Source organism: Gordonia sp. NPDC062954 (assembly GCF_044543825.1).
GTDB classification, from domain to species: Bacteria; Actinomycetota; Actinomycetes; order Mycobacteriales; family Mycobacteriaceae; genus Gordonia; species Gordonia tangerina.
Genome location: NZ_JBITWL010000009.1, coordinates 73,606 through 90,805 on the forward strand (window position 1 = coordinate 73,606; position 17,200 = coordinate 90,805).

Genomic DNA, 17,200 nt, shown 5'->3' on the forward strand with positions numbered 1-17,200 from the left:
GCACGCTGGCGCGGCCGGGCTGGAACTGACAGCCGCAGAACTGGCCGCGCCAGACGCGCCCCCCCCCCCCCCCGCCCGGCCCGCCCCCCCCCCCCCCCCCCCCCCCCCGCGGCGCGGTCGGTCGCGCGACCCGACTGCGAGATCGTCGCCGTCACCTCCACCATGGGGCCGGAGTCGATCGAAAGTCACTACGACGAAGCGCTTGCGGTGCCCGGCCTGCTGCGGGCCATCGCCGACAACCCCGGCGCCGACGGCTACCTCGTCGCCTGCTTCGGCGATCCCGGCCTCGACGCCGCCCGGGAAGTGGCCGACGCCCCGGTTCTCGGGATCGCAGAGGCAGCAATGCATCTCGCCGCCCCGCTGGGACGGACATTCTCTATCGTCACCACTCTCGACCGCACCATCGGCCGGGCCGTCGACCTGGTGGCGCATTACGGATTCGCCGGCCAGTGCGGCGGTGTACACGCCTGTGACATCCCGGTCCTGGAACTGGAGACCAACCCGGCCACCGCGGACATCCTGGAGAAGGCCTGCAGCGAGGCGCTGCGCACCGACGGGTCGGACGCCATCGTCCTCGGCTGCGCCGGGATGGCCGACCTCGCCCAGCGGATCGGCGCCGCCATCGATGCGCCCGTCATCGACGGCGTCGCCGCCGGCGTGGGGATGCTCGCCGCGCTGGCCGCGATGGGCGGACGTACCGGAACGGCTTCGGGCGAGTTCCGGGCACCGCCGCGCAAGCGCTACTCGGGCGCTTTGCAAGACTTCGAGATCAGCTGAGCCAATTGAGCACTCACACCCGCATCGTGACGTCGCGAGCCGCGGTGAGTGCCGACAACGCCTGTGGCACCAAAGCCATCGCCAACACCGCCATCGCGATGGTCCACGAGCCGGTTACATCGTGCAGCGCACCGATCAGGAACGGCCCCGCGGCGGCCACGACATACCCGATCGACTGGGCCATCCCAGACACCTGGCCGGTGACCGCGGTCGATGGACTACGCACCACCATGAACAGCAATGCCAGGCTGATCGACGCCCCCGGACCGGACATGACGAGCATGACCCACACAGTGGTGAGGTGATCGGTGCACAACAGGCCCACGAAACCGATCGCGCACACCGCCACCACGAGTAACGTCACCAGTCGTTGATCGGCGCGGCGACCGGCGACGATCGGGACCAGCAGCGACGCCAGTAATGCCACGACCTGCCCCAGCGCGAGAATCGTGCCTGCCTCGGCGGTGCTGCGTCCCTGGTCGATAAGGAACTGCGGCAGCCACGCGGTGAACGTGTAGAAGACCAACGATTGGGCGCCCATGAACACCGTGATCGCCCAGGCGATCCGGTTGCGCAGCAGCTGTCGCGATGTGCCGGCGACCACGACACGATGTACCTGCCCCAGCTGAGGCAACCAGACGATCAGCGCCAGGAGTACCAGCAACGTCCAACACGTCAGTGTCAGTTGCCAATTGCCATCCAAACGGGTGTCGATGGGCACGGTCAGGCCGGCGGCGACCGCAGCACCACCGGACAGTGTCATCGAGTACAGCCCGGTCATCAGACCCGATCGGTGCGCGAAATCCCGTTTGATCAAGGCCGGCAAGACGACGTTGCAGACGCCGATCGCCGCGCCGATCACCGCCGAACCCGCGAGCAGACACATCACGTTCGAAACGAACCGCAGCCCCATTCCGCCGATCAACAGCACCAGGGCGCCGAACACCGTCCGTTCGATGCCGAACCGGGCGGCCACCCGTGGGGCAAACGGCGCGCTGAGGCCGAAGAACAGCACCGGCAGCGTGGTCAGCAGACCCGCGGTGGCGCTGCTGAAACCGAGATCACGCATGATGTCGTCGATCAGCGGGGCCACCGAGACCACCGGCGGACGAAGATTCGCCGCGACGAGCATGATGCCGATCGCGGCGACCACCGCACTCAGCGACCGTCCGTTCACCGATGGGCGGACCGCAGGTTTCATCCGCGGCAACCGCATACTCGCTTCGGCCCTGCGTCCGCCGCGACTTGCGCGGTTGTGGGGTGGCTGCGCGGTTGCAGAAGAACTACTTCTCGGGGCGGTGGCCGCGCGGGGTCGATCATGCCGACAGCCCGCGACGCGCGTGGTCGAGGTAGGAATGCACGGCGGCACGCGCCGCGGCGGCGTCCCCGGCCGCAACCGCATCCACCAGCGCCCGATGCCCGGGAGGATGCACCCCGTCGGCGATCGTCGCGTCGACGACCTGCTGGTGCATGTGCGCCATCACCTCGATGATGCCGCCGTAGAGTTCGATGAGCAGACCATTGCCCGACGCGTTCACGACTGCGACGTGAAAGGCTATGTCAGCCTGGGTATATGCCGCCATGTCGCCACTGGCGAGGGTGCGTTCCGCACGCGCCAGACAGGCATACAGATCGGCAACACATCCTGCATCCGCGACAGCAGCCGCCTCGGCGGCCGCTTCCGCCTCGATCGCCTGCCGCGCGCCCAACAACTCCAGCTGTGCCCGCTCGGGCACGCACCGCGCGATGGCCGCGGTGAGCATGTTGGCACTGCGCACATAGGTGCCGTCGCCCCGTCGGGGCACCAACATCCCGGAATGCTCGAGCGCCCGCACGGCCTCGCGGATCGAGTTCCGGCCCACCGCGAATTGCTCCACGAGTTCCGGCTCGGCCGGGATCCGCTCCCCGACCGGCCACTGCCCACTCCGGATCAGCTCCTGCATCCGGACCACCACGAGTTCGCTGGTTCGGGGCGGTGGCGGGATGACATCGGACACGGCAAACAACCTAACATCCCATGTTTGTTCCACCTTGATTCGGCCCTCCGGTCGAACCAAGTAGCCTGTTCGGGGGAAGACCCCGACCACGCATCCGTCCAACCCACGAAGCAGAGGCATCAGTACCCCATGGCCCAGAACTCGAAGAAGGTCATCGTCGATCCCCGCCAGGCGGAGAAGCGCCGATCAACGCTCCTCAAGATCGGCGCAGCGGTTGTGTTGATCGCCATCGCCGTGGGCATCGGATTGTGGGCCGTGCTGTCCAACGAGTCGAGCACCGGCAGCTCATCGGAGGTCACCGTCGCCACCGACAACAACGCCTTCCGGATCACCACCGCCCCGGCGGGCAGCACGCCGCCCGCCGTGTTGACCATCGCCGAGGATTTCCAGTGCCCTGCGTGCCGCCAGCTCGAAGAGCAATTCGGGCCGGTCCTCGAGGAGTTGCGCAACAACCCACAGGTCGCCGTGGACTACATGCCGATCGCGATCCTCGACCGGATGTCGACCACCGACTACTCCACACGCGCGGCGAACGCATCGGCGTGTGTCGCAGAGTCGACCGCGACGAACGGCGATTTCACGACCTGGTTGCAGTTCCACAACACGCTGTATGCCCAGCAGCCCAGTGAGGGCGGCGCCGGCCTGTCCGACGACCAGCTGAACAATCTCGCCACCCAGGCCGGAGCGAACAACGTCCGGCAGTGCATCGACGACCAGCAGTTCGCCGACTGGGTCGCCGACACCACCCAGCAAGCCGCCGTCACCGCCACCCCGACCGTTCGGCTCAACGGTGAAGACGTGCAGCTGTCGACGCCGGAGGCGTTACGCGACGCAGTTCTCGCGGCCACGAACTGAATCATCCCGGAGAACACCGCATCATGACCGAGACCACCGACCAGTACGGCGGCACACCCACACCTCCCGACGACGCAGACGACGCCGCAGTCCGCGGGTGGACGACCCTGATGCCGACATCACGAGTGATCGGGGTGATCGTGCTCGTTGCAGGCGTGATCGGCCTGATCGCGTCCGCCACGTTGACGATCGAGCGCTTCGAACTGGCCATCGATCCGTCGTACACACCGAGCTGCAGCATCAACCCGGTGCTCTCATGCGGCTCGGTCATGGTGACCGATCAGGCAGCCATCTTCGGCTTCCCGAACCCACTGATCGGCATCGCGGCCTTCTCGGTCATCGTGGTGACCGGTGCCCTTGCGACCGCGGGAGTTCAACTGCCCCGGTGGTATTGGCTCGGTCAGACCCTGGGCACCCTCGCCGGGTTCGTGATGATCAACTGGCTCGTCTTCCAGAGTCTGTATCGCATCCACGCCTTGTGCCCGTACTGCATGGTGGTGTGGACCGTGACACCGTTGATCCTGGCGCTCAGCGCCGGTCGAGTGTTCGGATCGTCGCGCGTCGGACGCGAGATCCGTTCATGGCTGTGGGTGTTGCTGCCCGTCTGGTACGCGGTCGTGATCGTCGCCATCGGCGTGGAGTTCTGGGACTACTGGTCGACCTTGATCTGACCTCCCAGATCCACCGCAGCCCCTTCCCGTTGACTGGGCGCCGTTTACCGTTGACTGGGCGCCGCTTCCCGTTGACTGGGCGCCATTGGCGGAGCGAGTCGGAGTCAGGCCGATACATCAAGCGCGGCGACGATCTTCGTCGGCTCGACCCACACGACGAGTTCGCCCGGCACACCGTTGCGTGCGCCGAACTCCTCGGCGCGATCGGCTCCCATGTACCGACGGCCGCATTCGGTCGCGATCCGACGCACTTCCGGTAGGTCGTCGCCGGTGACCGCCAGGCCCTGGATCTGCACGAAGGCATACGGCGGACCAGGCAGGTCGACCGTCAACACCACACGCGGATCTCGGCTCATCGCACGCGCTTTCGCGGTCGTGGCACCGGTGTTGAACGCGATCCGGTCACCGTCGAGCACAAACCACACGGGCGCCGCCAGCGGCCTTCCGTCACCGGCCACCCATCCGAGGTGCCCCGTCCGGGTGCCGGCGGTGAGGAACTCACGGATCTCGGGGTCATTCAGTGACGCGGTCATGGCGCCAGCCTACGCATCGGGCGGTTTCAGCGCGCCGCCAACACGTCGCCGATTCGCACGGCGATCATCATGATCGTCGCGTGCGGTCCGCTGCGTCCGGCGGCCGGCAGGATGGAGCCGTCCACGACCCGAAGGCCGGTGAGTCCGTCGAGCCCTCCGAGGTCATCGGTCCGTACTCCCATCGGAAGGCTCCCCCAGGCGTGCTGGGAGGTCCGCACCACTGGGTCGACGACGATCGACCCCGGTTCGACGACGCCGCCGAATGTCGACGAGTTCAACATATCTCGCACCGACTCGGCGCCGAGCGCCATCCGGCGCGCACTGTCTGGATCGACCGTGCCGAGGTCGACGAGGAGTCCGGTGTCGCCGACCCGAACCGCGCCGCGGGACCCAGGTCGCATCCCCGCCACCCCCACGGCCGGGCCGACCGGTTCCACACCTTTCACGAATCTCGCCATATCGGTGCTGTAACAACGGATCTCCACGTCGTCGGTGGTGTGGACCACCGACTGCAGCAACGCCGTCGGCATCACCTGAGGGTCCACGTGGCGCCGGTAGTGCACCAGCACCTCCCGATGTTCGTGGAGCGGCAGCGTGCCGCCGGACCCGATGAGGCCCCCCAGTCCGGAGCGGAGCAGGATCCCGGCGGTACCGAGCGTGCCCGCGCTCAGCACGACCTCACCGACCGACATCCGGTCGGCACCCACGCGCACCCCGGTGACCCGACGGCCGGCCACCATCACTTCCGCCACCTCTGCATCGGTGATCACCGTCAGGTTGGGTCGGTCGATCGCGGGCCGGAGATACGCTTCGGCCGACGTGCGCCGCAGCGGCCCCTCCCGGTTGGACCGCACACGATTCACGCCGACGATGGGCCACGGATCCGCGGTGGCACGCACCGGCATGGCCTGGGCCCAGTAAGACTCGAAAAGACGCACCACATCGACGAGTTCGTCATCTGCGAAGGCAGTCACTCCCATGGTGCCGTCCGGTGCGTCGAGTTCGTCATAGGCGTGTGCGATCGCCTCTGGTGACCATTGCGCCGGCCAGTCATCGAAGTCATCGCGATGCCAGCGCAGGAAGTACCCCCCGTTGACAGCCGACGACCCACCGAGCGCGCTGCCCCGCACCACCGGGAGTCCCGTGGCCTCGGTGTGGCCCCGGGCGAAGCCGGCGCCGTGCTCGATCGGCAACACCTGTAGATCGCGAACGGCCGGGGGCGGCCAGTCACGCGGTCCGCGCTCGAGCACGACGACGGCGCGCCCGGGGTCACGCGAGAGCCGCTCTGCGATGACGCATCCGGCACTGCCCGCACCCACCACCACCACGTCGGCGGTCGTCGGAAGTCGTCGCGTCGTCACCTTTATGTGGTCAACACCGGCCGCAGCGCCCCGAGGTCGCGCTGCGCGATGGCACCCTGCCACAACCCGGCTCCGTAGGCCAGATCGTCGAGTCGCCGAAACACGGTGTACCAGAGCGGCCCCAGGGCTGGACCCGACGCCGGGTCCGCGACGACCTCACGCGCCCATGACACGACCCCCTCGACCAGCGCGACCTCCACAGCGAGCCGCCGGAAGCGTGCGGAGAACAACGCCAGCAGGACCGCGACGGGCCAGTAGTGCCGGCAGATCGCACCCGCCGCCTGCAGCAGGCCGAACCCCACGGCTCGGCCCGTCATCTGCGTGGCAACCAACGGCGCGTCCGGCAGCTCGCCGAGGCGTCGCCGCAGCCGCGCACCCGTGTATACGACGATGATCATCGCGATGGCCAGCCCGATTCGAGTGCGGGTGAGCAATGCGCCGACGGCCACCGCCATGGGGATCGACATCACCACCGGTGCGGCGAACCCACCGTGACGGTCGGCCAGGTGCGCCGCGCCGGTCCCGTAGTAACGACGACGCCCGAGCACCGACCGGACATCCGAGCGGTGATCGTGGGCCACCCGCGCGACCGGGTCGTACCGAACTCGCCAGCCGGCCTTGTGGGTGCGCCAGCACAGGTCCACGTCCTCGGCCACCCGCAGCGACTCGTCGAACTGACAGAAAGCTTTGCGGCGCACCACCATCGCCGCGCTCGGCACATACGGGACCCGGCTGCCGGGCACCACCGAGCACTCTTCGGGGCCCATGTCGAGCGAAGAATGTCCGTTCTCATATCGCTCGACCTTCGATGCCTCGCGCGCGGCGCGGGAGAGGCCGACGATGCGCGGGGCGACGATGGCGACCGACGGGTCCGAGAAGTGCCCGAGCAGCATGGTCAGCCAATCGGCGGTCGGGACGACGTCGGAGTCGAGGAAGGCGACGAAGTCTGTGGTGGCGGCCGCTGCACCGGCATTGCGCGCCGACGACGGGCCACGATTGCCGTCGAACCGGATGAGCTCGACGTCAGGCCCGTCGACCCGGATCGGCGTGCGCGACCCGTCGTCGACGACGATCACCTTGACGCCGTCGACCGAGCGCAGCAGTCGGTCCACGCCCGCTTGATTGTCACGAACCGGCACCACGATCGTGACGTCGTCGGGCGAAGGCCCGAACATGGGCCGGGGGTTGGCGATTCCGCTGTCGAGCAAGCGCCGCGCGAGGCGTCGCGTGGCCGGGTCACATACCTCGATACGGCCGTCGGCAGAGGTCATGCCGAGTGCGGTGTCGGTCAGCCGCAGCATGCGGGTCGGGGAACCCCCGACAAGGAACCGCAGGTCACGCCGACGCGCGCAGCGCATGTCGATCTGCACCTGGAACCCGTCGGGCAGCGCGTGGTCGACGGTGGCCACGGCCTCGGGCGGCCGGTCGAGTGCGGTCATCCGAGCCGCCCGCTCTCGTCAACGTGCCAGTCGGCCAACGCCGAATCGAGCCGTGCCACGAGTTCGTCGAGCAACCGGGCCCCGTGCTCGCCGTTGGCTCCGGTCGGGTCGCCGAGTACGCCGTTGGCGCTGACCGCGGCCACCCCACCGGTGCGCATGGCCGGCAGCAGTGTCGCCACCGGGGCCGTGTTGCCCGCCTGCGCCGCGGTCGCGCAGACCTCTGACGGCGAAAAGTGCAGCAACACCGATGTTTCGGTGTGTCCGGCGTGGGCGTCGGCTTCGGGAAAAGCGCAGGGGAACCAGGCAGCGTCACGCCCCTCGTAGCGCAGTCGACGCACGGCCGTCGCGAGAGTGTTCGCGTTGCCGCCGTGTCCGTTGACGAACAGCAGGCGATCGGCCCAGCGACAGGCGCTTCGTCCGTACTCCACCAACAGCAACTCCAACGCGGCATGACCGAGCGAGATGGTGCCGGGAAAACCCTCGTGCTCTCCGCTGGCGCCGTAGTTCAGTGCCGGAGCCGTCAGCACCGACGCCGCATCGCCCGAGGGTCCGGCATCCCGATGCCCGCCCTCCGCCACCCGCTCGGCGACCGCCTGGGCGATCCGGGTGTCGGTGTCCAGGGGCAGGTGCGGCCCGTGTTGTTCGGTCGCACCCAGCGGGACCAGGAGGGTGACCGTGCAGTCTGACAATTCGGGCCACGACAGCTGTCCCAATGCGGCCCGACGCTCCATTCGTTCAACTCTAGCGATGCGGTGCGCCACTGTTAACCGGGTCGGCGCATTTGTTCGATAGAAATCCCACATCCATCCGATCGGATGGACCGCCTGTCCGAGCGCTCGATCGGTTGTGGGATGCTGGACCGGAAAAGCGTGAGACCCGACACATGGGGCGGGTACTGATCGGGAGGACACCATGACGTCGACGACACCGCGCAGCAGCGGAAAGAGCGGACCCCTCAGCGCAATCCGGGTGATCGAATTCGCCGGGATCGGGCCGGGACCACACGCGGCGATGCTGTTGGCCGACCTGGGTGCCGACGTGGTGCGGGTGCAGCGGCCCGGTTCGCTGCCGGCGCCGGACCGCAAAGCCGACGCACTGCTGCGTGGACGCCGGGTCGTGGAGGCGAACCTGAAGGACCCCGCCGACCGCGACACCATCCTCGGATTGGTAGCCAAGGCTGACGTGATCCTCGAGGGTTTCCGCCCGGGCGTCATGGAACGACTCGGGTTCGGGCCCGACGATCTGGCGGAGATCAATCCCGGCCTCGTCTACGGCCGAATGACCGGTTGGGGGCAGGAAGGGCCTCGTGCCGACCGCGCCGGCCACGACATCAACTACATCTCGCTGACCGGCATGTTGCATGCCATCGGCCGCAAGGAAGATCGGCCGGTGCCGCCACTGAACCTGGCGGGCGACTTCGGCGGTGGTTCGATGTTCCTGGTCGTCGGCGTACTCGCCGCCCTGCTGGAGCGCGGGATCTCCGGTCAGGGGCAGGTCGTCGACGCGGCGATGGTCGACGGCGCCTCGGTACTCGGACAGATGATGTGGGCCTTCCGCGGCACCGGCCTGTGGAGCGACGAGCGCGGGGTGAACATGCTCGACACAGGCGCCCCCTACTACGAGGTGTACGAGACGTCGGACGGCAAGTACATGGCCGTCGGCGCGATCGAGCCGCAGTTCTATGCCGAACTCATCTCCGGCCTGGGCCTCGCCGACGCAGATCTGCCCGCGCAGAACGACATCGCGAAGTGGCCGGAGCTGGAACGGATCTTCACCGAAACGTTCAAATCCCGCACCCGCGACGAATGGACCAAGGTGTTCGAGGGCACCGACGCCTGCACCTCACCGGTCCTCGACTTCGCCGAGGCGCCGTCGGATCCGCATATGGCCGCTCGCGCCAACCTGGTGGAGATCGACGGCGTGACCCAAGCACAGGTGGCGCCCCGGTTCTCCCGTACGTCGACGCAGACGCCGACCGCCCCGGACCGCGAGGCCACCGATCCCGCCACCCTCTGGCAAGACTAGGAACCGCACCCCCACCCGCACCCGGCTCCCCGAACGCGCCCAGCACGGCAGCCGACAGAACCCCAGAATTCGTCGAGAGCATCCGCCCCGGCGTCTGACCGAGAGCATCCGCACACTCCGCGGATGCTCTCGGCGAATTCTGGGGTTCTGTCGGCGCGAAACCGGGTTCCGTCGGCGCGAAACCAGGTTCTGTCGGCGCGGGAAGCCGTCAGACCTTTGTGGCTCCCATGTCGATCGAGAACTCGGACCCGGTGATCGCCTTGGCGCCGTCGGAGGCCAGGTAGAGCACCGCGTCGGAGATCTCGTCGAGCGAGGCCACCGGGTGATGGTTCATCATCGAGCTCAGATGTGGTGCGACCCATCCGATACCGAAAATCCGGTGGGCCTCGGTGTCGGCCACGCCCATGGGGGTGTCGACGGCATAGGGATGCACGCTGTTGACCCGGATGCGATAGTGGCCGAGTTCCTTGGCAGCAGTCTGGGTGAGGCCACGGAGACCGAACTTCGACGCCGAGTAGGAGGCCTGCAGCGGCATCGCTTTGAGGCCGGCCGACGAGCTGATCACCACGATCGACCCGCCGTTGCCGGCGTCGAGCATGGCGGGGATCGAGGCGCGCAGGGTTTTCCAGGTCCCGACCAGGTTGATGTCGACGACGTCGGTGAACTGCTCTTCGCTCAGCTCCCAGACCTTGCCCCAGGTGAGTAGGCCGGCGTTGGCCACCACGATGTCGAGACGCCCGAATTGTTCGACGCCATCGGCGACCAGTTGTTCCTGGAACGCCAAGTCGCGGGTATCACCTTGGCGGGCAAGGATTTTTCCGCCGGCCTCCTCGACAAGGCGGACGGTGTCACCGAAGTCCTCGGCCGTCGCGGCCGGATAAGTGGTGTGGTCGGCGACCGGACCGGCGATGTCCATACCGATGATCGCGGCCCCCTCGCGCGCGAAGCGCAGCGCGTGGTTGCGCCCCTGCCCGCGCGCCATTCCGGTGATGTAGACGACCTTGCCGTCGAACTGCCCCATCCGATGAGCCCTCGTTCTCTCGTCGCGTCACCCACCACAGGTGAACGGTGTCGAAAAACTGTAACACGTTCTACTTTGTGGTGGGTGAACGGCGACGGCGCCTCACACGTGGCCGAAGGAGCGTTCGAAGTCTTCAGGTATGACGAGGTCGTCGCGGGAGAGTTCGTGAATGCTTTTGCGTCCCAGTCCCATCAGGCTGGAGTCCAGGCCCATGCGGAGCAGGTCGAGTACATTCTCCACGCCGGCTTGGCCGTTGGCGGCCAGGCCCCACAGGTAGGCGCGACCGATCATCACCGCACGAGCGCCGAGGGCCAGTGCCTTGGTGACGTCACTACCGCGTCGGATGCCACCGTCGAGGAGCACCTCGATGTCATGGCCGACGGCGTCGGCGATCGGGCCCAGCACCCGGATGGTGGCCGGGGTGCCATCGAGGTTGTTGCCACCGTGGTTGGACACCGAGATGGCCGAGGCGCCGATGTCGACGGCCCGCTTGGCGTCGTCGAGGCGGGTGATGCCCTTGACCATGAACGGCCCATCCCACTGCTCACGCAGCCACTTGAGATCTTCCCAGGTCGGCGGCGGGGTGTTCATCCACTGACCGTAGGCGCCGAAGAACGTGGGACCCGGTTCACCGGGCGGGGTGAGGTTGGGCGCGGTCAGATCGGGAATGTTGATCGTGCCGCCCTTGACCCAGTCCAGGGCGTAGCGCGGTTTGACCGCGATCTCCGGCGCGAGTTTGAGCAGTGCCGCGAAGTCGACCTTCTCCGGGATCTCCGGGCTGCCCCAGTCACGGCCGACGTTGAACACCCAGTCGGTGGTGACGATGAGCCCCTTGGCGCCGGCCGCCTTCGCACGCTCGGCCCGGGCCAGGATCTCCTCGCGCGACCCCAGCCAGTAGATCTGGAAGAAGAACTTGTCGTTGGCCGCGGCCACCTCTTCCACTGGATGGGATGCAAAGCTCGACAACCCCATCGCGGTGCCACGAGCTGCGGCAGCCCGGGCCACGGCCACTTCGCCGTCGGGATCCACCGCCTGCACACCGGTCGGGCTGATCATCACCGGGAACGAGATCTCCTGGCCCATCACGGTGGTCGACAGTTCCCGATCGGGCTGGGTGCCCACCACGTGCGGCGCAAACCCGAGTTCGTTGAACGCGGCCGTGTTGTCGTTGACGGTGATACCCGCCTGGGTACCGGCGACCAGCGAGGAGTACACCGACTTGGGCAGACGCTTCTTGGCGCGCCGTTGCGCCTCGTGCACGGTTTCGAACCAGGGATTTCGGGCCCACGGATTCTTCGGCATGTCCTTACCTATCTCTTCTTCAGCTACAGACTGTCGGGGGTGAACCCCGCCAGCGGATTCTCATCGCAACTCTTCGACGGTGGGGCACCCACCGGTAGCAGGTCCCCGTCGGGACGCCGCGTCATCAGCGTCAACGGGGTGCCGCGCGAATGATCTTTGTTGGCAGTCGGTTTGGTACGGTCACCGGCCAGCAACTGCTCGCCGTAACCCTGCACACATTCCGGGTCGGGCCCAGCCAGCGGCAGGCCGGTGAAGAACTTGGCGGCCATGCAGCCCCCACGACACGCGTCGAAGTGAGCGCACTTGGTGCACGCACCTGCATTCTGCGGCTCACGCAGTTCGAGGAACAGATCCGAATTCTGCCAGATCTGCTGGAAGCCACCGTCGGTGGTGATGTTGCCGGCCAGGAAGTTCTCGTGGATCGCGAACGGACACGCATACACATCACCAACCGGATCGATCAGACACACCACCCGACCGGCACCACACAGGTTCAACCCCGGCAACGCGCCACCACCGTCACCGCCGCCGAAGGCCGACAGGTGGAAGAACGAGTCACCGGTCAACACGTTGTCGCCATGTGCGACAAGCCAGTTGTACAGCTCGAGCTGCTGCTCGGGCAACGGATGCAGATCGTCCCATACGTCGGCACCACGCCCCGACGGACGCAAACGGGTGATGCGCAAAGTGGCGCCGTAGCGATCGGCGAGCGCCTTGAACTCGTCGAGCTGCGCGACGTTCTCCCGCGTCATCACCACGCTGATCTTGGCGTCGGCGAAGCCCGCCTCGTGCAGGTTCTCCAACGCACGCACCGCCATGTCGAACGACCCCGGACCACGAACCGCGTCGTTGACCTCGGCGGTCGCGCCGTCCAGCGAGATCTGCACATCCACATAGTCCGACGCTGCCAACCGCGCCGCGACCTGCTTGTCGATCCGTAAACCATTGGTGGAGAACTTCACCCCCACCTGATGGCTGGTCGCGTAATCGACCAGCTCCCAGAAATCCGGTCGTACGGTCGGCTCACCACCACCGATGTTGACGTAGAAGACCTGCATCCGCTGCAGCTCATCGATGATCGCCTTGCACTGTTCAGTCGACAACTCCCGCGGATCACGTTTACCCGACGACGACAGGCAGTGCACACAGGCGAGATTGCAGGCATAGGTCAATTCCCACGTCAAACAGATCGGGGCATCAAGCCCCTTCTCGAACTGATCGACGAGCCGACCCACCTTCGACGGGCTACTCGCCGCTGACACGGCGGCCGAGGCGGTTGTGGTGGGCGGCATTTCGAGTGTTGTCATCGTTGGACTCCTGGGGGCGTGGCGAGTCTGGCGGGTGCGGGGTCGGGCGTCTGCAGGTCGAGCATCATCGGGCGTCAGGCCACGGGACGACGCGCGATCATCCCCGAATCGGCGAGCGCGCGCAGCGCATGCAAGTACAGCGGCCGATCGGCGGTGTCGATACCGGCATAGTCGAGCGCGGCGCCGGCGGTCGGATGATCGGCGAGCGAACCCACGATTCCGACGACCGTGAGGTTCTTGAGGAATGACAGCTTGCGGGTGCCGAAGTGATAGAGCAGCGCGCCGAACGGCTCAGGACGCAACGCCACCTTCGGGTTGAGCTGCCACGCGGCGTCGACGTCGAAGCGGGTGGCGCGCTCGGACGTGCCGGGCGCTTCGGACTGGGTGGCTGCCTCGGACTGGGTGGGTACATCGGACTGGGGTGCGCCGGGCCCGGCGGTCGCATCAACGCGACCGCCGGCCACCGGACTCGATGTCGTGATCGACATCAGTAGACCCCGCACATCCCGTCGATCGACACTTCCTCGACCAACGACTCACCCACGAGTTCGTCGTGATCCGACGTAACGGACTGATCGGCCATGATCCAACCTCCTCTTTCTTCTGGTCGTGATGTGGATCACCGGATACTATAATGGCACTCGGTGCAGAAAAACACCCCTGCGGCAAAACTGATCAGATGGACAGGTGAAGATGAGCCCACCGGACGTAGCGCCACCGTCCCTCACCTCGGCGAACCAGCCCGGCCGGCGCCCGGTCACCTCGCGCGCCCAGATCAGCGCGATCGCGATCGACCTGTTCAGCACCCGCGGCTTCGAGGAGACCAGCGTCGACGATGTCGCGGAAGCGGTCGGCATCGCTCGCCGCACCCTGTTCCGCTATTACCCGTCCAAGAACGCGATCGCCTGGGGCGACTTCGATTCCCACCTATCCGCGATGCGCACGTTGCTCGCCCAGATCCCGCCCACCGAGCCGATCGCCGACGCCCTGCAGCAAGCGCTCATCTCGTTCAACCGGGTGCCATCAACCGAGTTGGCGGGCCACCGACGGCGGATGGCACTGCTCCTCGGCGTGCCCGCCCTGCAGGCGCATTCGATGCTGATGTATGCCGAATGGCGTCAGGTCATCGCGGAGTTCTGCGCGCACCGACTGGGCCTGCGCGACGCCGATCATCTGCCGCAGACCATCGCCTGGATGTGTCTGGGAATCGCGCTGGCCGCCTACGAGCAGTGGCTCGCCGAGCCCGGAGCGGATCTGGAGACCCTGATCATCGCCGGCAGCCGTACGCTTGCAGAGGGCGTCGGTGCACTGTCATGATCGGCGAGCCTTACGCTAGACTAAACTAGAACGTGTTCTTATTTTCGCCTGAACTGCGGTGACGATGCCAGGAGCATGGCGCACGAGACCACGGCACATTGGACGTTGGACCACGGCGCGGTGCGTGACGCCGCCCGGTGAACGAGGCGCCGGCACAGAGCCGGTGGAGAGGTGGGAGATGACCGAGCTGACACCGCATGGCTCGCGCAGCGTGATCCTCACGGTCGCGGACGTCATCGACGAGACCGCCGAGGCCCGCTCGATCGTGTTCGATCTGCCCGATACCCATCGCGACCCTTTCACCGACTACAAGCCGGGCCAGTTCCTGACGCTGCGTATCCCGAGCGACCGCACCGGGTCGGTGGCCCGCTGTTACTCACTCGCGTCGTCACCGGTCACCGATCGCCGGCCCAAGGTGACGGTCAAGCGCACGGTGGATGGCTACGGCTCGAACTGGGTGTGCGACAACCTCGCGGTCGGCACGCACATCGAGGTGCTGCCACCGTCCGGGGTGTTCACGCCCAAGGACCTCGACACGCCGCTGCTGTTGATCGCCGCCGGAAGCGGTGTCACGCCGGTGATGTCGATTCTGAAGGCGGCCTTGCACACCGGCACCGCACCGATCACGTTTTTCTACGCCAACCGCAGCGTCGACGATGTCATCTTCGCCGACGAACTACGCGACCTGCAGCGTGCCCATGCCGACCGGCTGACGCTCATCCACTGGCTCGAATCCCTGCAGGGACTTCCCGACGACCGGTCGCTGACCACGGTTTTCCGCGCCTACGCCGACCACACCGCATACTTGTGCGGGCCCGGCCCGTTCATGGATGCTGTCCACAAAGCGCTTGCAGGCGCGGGCTTCGGCCATCACAACGTGCACACCGAGGTGTACAACTCGCTGTCCGGAGATCCGTTCGCCGACGTCGAGCTCGAGGAGGTCAGCGAGGCCGAGGACGCCGAGGCGGCCACCGTCGAGGTCGAGTTGGACGGCGAGACACACAATCTCCGCTGGCCGCGCAAGCGCTCACTGGTCGACATCATGCTGGCCGCCGGACTCGACGCCCCCTACTCCTGCCAGGAGGGCGAGTGTGGTTCATGTGCCTGCACGCTCACCGAGGGTACGGTCGAGATGGACAACACCGGCGCACTCGATCCGGAGGACATCGCCGACGGCTACATCCTTGGCTGTCAGGCGCACCCGACGTCGGATGCGCTCAAGATCGAGTTCTGACGGGCGGCCACACACGCGACGAAGGGTGAACACGATGAGTCCCGACCGATTGGCCCGGCTGCTCGCCGGAATGCTCTTGTCCATCGGCGCACTGCATTTCGTGGCGCCGAAACCATTCGACGACATCATTCCCGAGGAGATCCCGGCGGACCCGAGGACGCTGACCTACGCGTCCGGGGTTGCGGAGGTCGCGATCGGCGCCGGTCTGCTGGCGCCGCGCACCCGGCGGGTCAGCGCTGCGCTCGCGGCCGCACTGTTCGTGGCGGTCTACCCGGCCAATCTCAACATGGTGCGTCTGTGGAAGGACAAGCCGCTGCCCATGCGTGCGGTCGCCATCGCGCGTCTGCCTTTCCAGTTCCCGATGATCTGGGCCGCGGTCAAGGTGTTTCGCGGTTCGCGGTAGAGGTGGTCGGGCAGGTCTCGATACGCTCCTCACTCCGTTCGTCGCTACTCGACCAGCAGGAGAACTCCGTTCGTCGCTACTCGACCAGCAGGAGAACTCCGTTGGTCGCTACTCGACCAGCAGGAGAGCTACGCGCAGCCGGGCAGTAACGCCAGATCCGCTGGTCGAGTAGCCGAGGAGCCTGCGACGAGGCGTATCGAGACCAGGCCCCCGACACCCCTAACGCAACGAGCGGTAGTGGGCACGCTCCTCGGGCATGAGGTGTTCGGTCGCGTAACTCAATGCGGTACGCCCCATCTCGGCGGCGTGCTGGTGGAGGTAGTCGGTCAACAGGTCACGGTCGACGCGCTTTCCCATCTCCCGCAACATCCAGCCGGTGGCCTTCTGGATCAGGTCCCGGCGATCGTCGATGACCACCGGTACCACCGCGAGCGTGGCATCCGCGACACCACATTTCAGGAAGGCGAAGGTGCCGACGATACCGGCCCGCCGTGTCCACAGGTCATCGTGTTCGGCCAACTCCACGAGCAGACCGAATTCGTCGGTCCGCACCAGCCACGCACCGAGCACCGGATCGGCGGAGGTATCGACCAGATCCCAGTTGTTCACACGCCCGGCCGACAACGCTTGCAGGTAGAGATCCACCCAGCGCCGGCGCGCCGTGTCGTCATCGGCACGTTCGTACTCGCCGCGCAGCAGGAACAGGGCGGTCAGGCGATGTTCGTGGACTTCCGAGGCCAGCAGACGCCATACGACGTCGGCCCCGGCCCCACGAAACCTCTTGGCCACCATGCGTAGCTGCGGCACGGTCACGCCGACGAACCGGTCACCTTCGCCGTACTCGCCCGGCCCGGTTTTGAAGAAGCGCGCCGAGGACACCGCCCGCTGGGGGTCGGCGAGGTCGCCGATCGCGCGTTCGACGGCTTCGACCATATCGGGGTGCGGTCGGGGCACCGGT

The 17,200-nt window shown here is 66.9% G+C and carries 18 protein-coding genes and 1 pseudogene; 7 read left to right on the top strand and 12 right to left on the bottom strand.

Annotated features, from left to right (window positions below; all coding sequences use genetic code 11):
• Nucleotides 1-108: 108 nt before the first annotated feature.
• Nucleotides 109-777: pseudogene (locus tag ACIGKQ_RS11140) on the top strand (aspartate/glutamate racemase family protein); the annotation flags it as partial.
• Between the two features lie 13 nt (nucleotides 778-790).
• Here the strand turns inward: ACIGKQ_RS11140 and ACIGKQ_RS11145 are convergent.
• Both ACIGKQ_RS11145 and ACIGKQ_RS11150 read right to left on the bottom strand, forming a co-directional pair.
• Nucleotides 791-1,978 (bottom strand): MFS transporter, encoded by a 1,188-nt coding sequence (locus tag ACIGKQ_RS11145; protein ID WP_235723586.1) that lies wholly within the window; start codon nucleotides 1,976-1,978, stop codon nucleotides 791-793.
• A 115-nt stretch (nucleotides 1,979-2,093) separates the two neighbouring features.
• Nucleotides 2,094-2,774 (bottom strand): FadR/GntR family transcriptional regulator, encoded by a 681-nt coding sequence (locus ACIGKQ_RS11150; protein ID WP_287015689.1) that lies wholly within the window; start codon nucleotides 2,772-2,774, stop codon nucleotides 2,094-2,096.
• Nucleotides 2,775-2,903: 129 nt separating this feature from the next.
• Here ACIGKQ_RS11150 and ACIGKQ_RS11155 point away from each other — a divergent pair, with 129 nt between their 5' ends.
• On the top strand, nucleotides 2,904-3,629 hold the full coding sequence (locus tag ACIGKQ_RS11155; protein ID WP_235723585.1) for a thioredoxin domain-containing protein: 726 nt from the start codon (nucleotides 2,904-2,906) through the stop codon (nucleotides 3,627-3,629).
• Between the two features lie 23 nt (nucleotides 3,630-3,652).
• The gene (locus ACIGKQ_RS11160) at nucleotides 3,653-4,300 is read left to right on the top strand and encodes a vitamin K epoxide reductase family protein (RefSeq protein ID WP_235723584.1); all 648 of its coding nucleotides are present in this window, start codon (nucleotides 3,653-3,655) and stop codon (nucleotides 4,298-4,300) included.
• Nucleotides 4,301-4,404: 104 nt separating this feature from the next.
• Here the strand turns inward: ACIGKQ_RS11160 and ACIGKQ_RS11165 are convergent, their stop codons facing one another.
• From ACIGKQ_RS11165 to mftE, 4 genes are read right to left on the bottom strand one after another with little or no spacing between them, the layout of a single operon-like run.
• The gene (locus ACIGKQ_RS11165; RefSeq protein WP_287015686.1) at nucleotides 4,405-4,833 is read right to left on the bottom strand and encodes a PPOX class F420-dependent oxidoreductase; all 429 of its coding nucleotides are present in this window, start codon (nucleotides 4,831-4,833) and stop codon (nucleotides 4,405-4,407) included.
• Between the two features lie 26 nt (nucleotides 4,834-4,859).
• Nucleotides 4,860-6,194 carry a mycofactocin system GMC family oxidoreductase MftG gene (gene mftG / locus ACIGKQ_RS11170; RefSeq protein WP_396573642.1) on the bottom strand — a complete coding sequence of 445 codons (1,335 nt, stop codon included), beginning with the start codon at nucleotides 6,192-6,194 and terminating at the stop codon, nucleotides 4,860-4,862.
• A gap of 2 nt (nucleotides 6,195-6,196) precedes the next feature.
• Entirely contained in the window at nucleotides 6,197-7,633 is a 1,437-nt protein-coding gene (mftF, locus tag ACIGKQ_RS11175; RefSeq protein ID WP_235723581.1) for a mycofactocin biosynthesis glycosyltransferase MftF, read from the bottom strand.
• Nucleotides 7,630-8,364 (bottom strand): mycofactocin biosynthesis peptidyl-dipeptidase MftE, encoded by a 735-nt coding sequence (gene mftE, locus ACIGKQ_RS11180; RefSeq protein ID WP_235723580.1) that lies wholly within the window; start codon nucleotides 8,362-8,364, stop codon nucleotides 7,630-7,632. Before mftE ends, mftF begins: the two co-directional genes overlap by 4 nt.
• Nucleotides 8,365-8,545: 181 nt before the next feature.
• Between mftE and ACIGKQ_RS11185 the strand changes: the two genes are divergently transcribed.
• A complete protein-coding gene (locus ACIGKQ_RS11185; RefSeq protein ID WP_235723579.1) occupies nucleotides 8,546-9,658 on the top strand; it encodes a CaiB/BaiF CoA-transferase family protein in 1,113 nt (370 codons plus the stop codon).
• Nucleotides 9,659-9,866: 208 nt separating this feature from the next.
• Here ACIGKQ_RS11185 and ACIGKQ_RS11190 read toward each other — a convergent pair whose 3' ends face one another.
• From ACIGKQ_RS11190 to mftA, 5 genes are all read right to left on the bottom strand, one after another.
• A complete protein-coding gene (locus ACIGKQ_RS11190; RefSeq protein ID WP_235723578.1) occupies nucleotides 9,867-10,679 on the bottom strand; it encodes a mycofactocin-coupled SDR family oxidoreductase in 813 nt (270 codons plus the stop codon).
• A gap of 102 nt (nucleotides 10,680-10,781) precedes the next feature.
• Nucleotides 10,782-11,981: a pre-mycofactocin synthase MftD gene (gene mftD / locus ACIGKQ_RS11195; RefSeq protein ID WP_235723577.1), complete on the bottom strand. Its 1,200-nt coding sequence runs from the start codon at nucleotides 11,979-11,981 to the stop codon at nucleotides 10,782-10,784.
• Nucleotides 11,982-12,004: 23 nt separating this feature from the next.
• A complete protein-coding gene (mftC, locus tag ACIGKQ_RS11200) occupies nucleotides 12,005-13,288 on the bottom strand; it encodes a mycofactocin radical SAM maturase (RefSeq protein ID WP_266061598.1) in 1,284 nt (427 codons plus the stop codon).
• A 74-nt stretch (nucleotides 13,289-13,362) separates the two neighbouring features.
• The gene (gene mftB, locus ACIGKQ_RS11205) at nucleotides 13,363-13,776 is read right to left on the bottom strand and encodes a mycofactocin biosynthesis chaperone MftB (protein WP_266061599.1); all 414 of its coding nucleotides are present in this window, start codon (nucleotides 13,774-13,776) and stop codon (nucleotides 13,363-13,365) included.
• A complete protein-coding gene (mftA, locus tag ACIGKQ_RS11210; protein ID WP_160900601.1) occupies nucleotides 13,776-13,871 on the bottom strand; it encodes a mycofactocin precursor MftA in 96 nt (31 codons plus the stop codon). Before mftA ends, mftB begins: the two co-directional genes overlap by 1 nt.
• A 110-nt stretch (nucleotides 13,872-13,981) precedes the next feature.
• Between mftA and mftR the strand changes: the two genes are divergently transcribed.
• The 3 genes from mftR to ACIGKQ_RS11225 all read left to right on the top strand — a co-directional run bounded on the left by mftR (nucleotide 13,982) and on the right by ACIGKQ_RS11225 (nucleotide 16,242).
• A complete protein-coding gene (mftR, locus tag ACIGKQ_RS11215) occupies nucleotides 13,982-14,605 on the top strand; it encodes a mycofactocin system transcriptional regulator (RefSeq protein WP_235723574.1) in 624 nt (207 codons plus the stop codon).
• Between the two features lie 178 nt (nucleotides 14,606-14,783).
• Nucleotides 14,784-15,839, top strand: coding sequence for a 2Fe-2S iron-sulfur cluster-binding protein (locus ACIGKQ_RS11220; protein ID WP_396573647.1), 1,056 nt, complete (start codon nucleotides 14,784-14,786; stop codon nucleotides 15,837-15,839).
• A 34-nt stretch (nucleotides 15,840-15,873) separates the two neighbouring features.
• Entirely contained in the window at nucleotides 15,874-16,242 is a 369-nt protein-coding gene (locus tag ACIGKQ_RS11225; RefSeq protein WP_235723572.1) for a MauE/DoxX family redox-associated membrane protein, read from the top strand.
• Between the two features lie 219 nt (nucleotides 16,243-16,461).
• Here the strand turns inward: ACIGKQ_RS11225 and ACIGKQ_RS11230 are convergent, their stop codons facing one another.
• Complete coding sequence (locus ACIGKQ_RS11230; RefSeq protein WP_266061673.1) at nucleotides 16,462-17,175, bottom strand: DNA alkylation repair protein; 714 nt, start codon at nucleotides 17,173-17,175, stop codon at nucleotides 16,462-16,464.
• Nucleotides 17,176-17,200 lie beyond the last annotated feature (25 nt).